We start from the raw sequence: 1261 nt of genomic DNA, 5'->3' as shown, positions 1-1261 counted from the left end.
GCTGGGCCTGACGCCCCTGCCCGAGACGGCAGCGCTGCACCGGGCGCTGACGGGGCAGGACGGGGGCAGCCAGCGGCCAGCGGCCAGCCGCCAGCCGGGGGAGGCCTGAGCAGAAGCTCCTCGCGGCGCTGACGGCTGGCGGCTGCAACGCTCCCGTGACGCCCCCTCACTACACTTCCCGCATGACCTCCCAGGAATCCCGCGCCGCCCTCGTCACGGGCGGCACCAGCGGCATCGGCCTCGCCATCGCCCGGCGGCTTCAGGGGGACGGCCTGAAGGTGGCCGTCCTCGACCTCGACCGCCCGCAGGCACGGGAGGTGGCGCAGGAACGCGGCCTGACCTTCGTCGGGGCCGACCTCTCCCGCCGGGCCGACTGCCGCCGCGCCGTGGACGAGACGGTCTCGGCGCTCGGCGGCCTCGACGTGCTGGTGAACAACGCGGGCTTTCAGCACATCGACCCCATCCCCGACTTTCCGGAAGACACCTGGGACACCATGCTGCACGTGATGCTGACCGCCCCCTTCCTGCTCAGCAAGTACGCCTGGGGGCACCTCACGCGCTCGGGGCAGGGCCGCATCGTGAACGTGGCGAGCATCCACGGGCATGTCGCCAGCCCCTACAAGAGTGCATATATCAGCGCCAAGCACGGCGTGATCGGCTTCACGCGCACGGCAGCGCTGGAGGCGGGCGAGCAGGGCCTCACCGTGAACGCGATCTGTCCCGGCTACGTCCGCACGCCGCTGGTGGAGGGCCAGATCGCGGACCAGGCCCGCACGCGCGGCCTCAGCCCCGAGGAAGTCGAGCAGAAGGTGATGCTGGAACCCGCCGCCATCAAGCGGCTGCTGGAGCCGGAGGACATCGCGGCCCTCGCCAGTTACGTGGTCAGCCCCGCCGCCTGGGGCATGACGGGCGCGGTGCTGGACCTCGACCTGGGGTGGACGGCGCGGTAAAGCGCAGTCGGGCGGCCTACCTCGGCTGGCTGCTCAGCACCACCACATAGGCCGTCCCCCGCGCCCCCTGCACCACGGCCGCCCCCGCGTGGGTGTAGCGGGCGTCGGTCAGGATCGCGCAGTGCAGCGGCGAGGCCAGCCACCAGTTCAGCGCCGATTGCGGGCTATCTCCCATGTAGATGATCTCGGTCACGCTGACCGCCTGCACCCCCACGCTGGCCGCCCGGACGCGCGGGGTGGTGCCCCCGGCTCCCGCGTGCGTGACCCCGGCGCGGCTGCTCATGTACCCCGCCTGGTTCCGGGCGGCGAGG

2 protein-coding genes are annotated in these 1261 nt (G+C 72.6%); one reads left to right on the top strand and one right to left on the bottom strand.

Going from position 1 to position 1261, the window contains the following annotated elements:
- Window positions 1–182 precede the first annotated feature (182 nt).
- On the top strand, window positions 183–950 hold the full coding sequence (locus QOL99_RS17115) for a 3-hydroxybutyrate dehydrogenase (RefSeq protein ID WP_285525602.1): 768 nt from the start codon (window positions 183–185) through the stop codon (window positions 948–950).
- Between the two features lie 16 nt (window positions 951–966).
- Here QOL99_RS17115 and QOL99_RS17110 read toward each other — a convergent pair.
- Window positions 967–1261: CAP domain-containing protein (locus tag QOL99_RS17110; protein ID WP_285525600.1), on the bottom strand; the 295-nt coding region annotated here is incomplete at its 5' end.

The sequence above is a fragment of the Deinococcus rhizophilus genome, from assembly GCF_030271215.1.
Lineage (GTDB): Bacteria > Deinococcota > Deinococci > Deinococcales > Deinococcaceae > Deinococcus > Deinococcus rhizophilus.
This window is presented reverse-complemented; position numbering and strand designations above follow the sequence as displayed.

What these genes read in the sequence shown, in the direction of transcription:
- QOL99_RS17115 (WP_285525602.1), top strand. Translation starts at nt 183, where the DNA reads ATGACCTCCCAGGAATCCCGCGCCGCCCTCGTCACGGGCGGCACCAGC.